This is a genomic window from Actinokineospora sp., from assembly GCF_050699995.1.
Classification (GTDB): domain Bacteria; phylum Actinomycetota; class Actinomycetes; order Mycobacteriales; family Pseudonocardiaceae; genus Actinokineospora.
This window is the reverse complement of sequence record NZ_JBOHGC010000453.1, coordinates 1-1,103: the sequence shown is the minus strand read 5'-3', so window position 1 is coordinate 1,103 and position 1,103 is coordinate 1. Positions and strand designations below refer to the sequence as shown.

The 1,103-nt window shown below is 68.6% G+C and carries 1 pseudogene; it reads left to right on the top strand.

Features of this window, described 5'->3' with window-relative positions:
• Window positions 1-186: 186 nt before the first annotated feature.
• Window positions 187-1,103: pseudogene (locus tag ACRDSQ_RS22360) on the top strand (hypothetical protein); the annotation flags it as partial.

Genomic DNA, 1,103 nt, shown 5'->3' with positions numbered 1-1,103 from the left:
GTGTACGTGCGTGGCGGGAGCGCGGCGACGTACGGTCACCTGATCGTGGACAACAAGGCGGTGGGTGGTCACCGCCGGACGATCCTGCCCAGCTTTGGGAGTGGGACGGCCCAGTCGGGGAGCGCGGGTGCGGCACTGGTGACGGGTCGCGCGAAGGTGATCCCGGCGTACTTCGTGGGCCACTGGGTGGAGATCCGCAACGCGGCGACGGGAGCGCTGGAGGGGACGTGGCGGATCGAGTCGATCGGTGCGGACGGCAAGACGGTGGTGCTGGCCGCCGACGGGGCTTCGGTGCCGACGGTGGACGAGGGGGATCGTTGGCAGGGCGTGTACCGGTTCGACGAGTACACGGTCAAGGGCGACGTGGAAGTGGTGTCGGTGGATCCGATTCGCGTCTACAGCGAGCAGGTGATCACGGGGACGGTGGAGACCGATGCGATCTACGCCGACCGGCTGGTGATCAAGCCCAATGCGGTCTTGACGCAGAAGTTGACGCCGTCGAGCGCCGCTCCGGAGAGCCTGCGGATCGAGGTGCGGGAGCTGGTGGTGGAGGCGGGGGGAACGATCGACGTGTCGAGCCGTGGTTACCCGGCTGGGCAGACATACCCCGGCCACGCGATGCCGTCGACCGGGCACGGTGGCAGCCACCTAGGAGAGGGCGGGTCTAATCCATTGGATGGTGGGCGGGGTGAGACGTTCGGCAGCGTTTACTTCCCACGTGAGAACGGAGGCGCCAGCGTTTACGTGCGCGGCGGCGGTGCGGTGCAGGTGGTGGCGGAGCGGGCAGTCATCGACGGGGTGATTCGTGCCGACGGTCAGAGCGGGTGCCGCGGCGGAGCAGGCGGGTCGGTGTGGGTGAAGACGCTGGAGCTGTCGGGCACGGGCACGATCGAGGCCAAGGGTGGGACGCAGAGCTGTGGCGGAGGCTCGGGAGGTGGTGGCGCGATTGCGGTGGAGTACACGAGGCTCGCGGCCGGCACAACTTTGCTCGAGCACCTGGTGGCGACGGGCGGGGACAACGGCTACCAGGGTGGAGCGGGGACGGTGTACGTGCGTGGCGGGAGAGCGGCGACGTACGGTCACCTGATCGTGGACAACAAGGC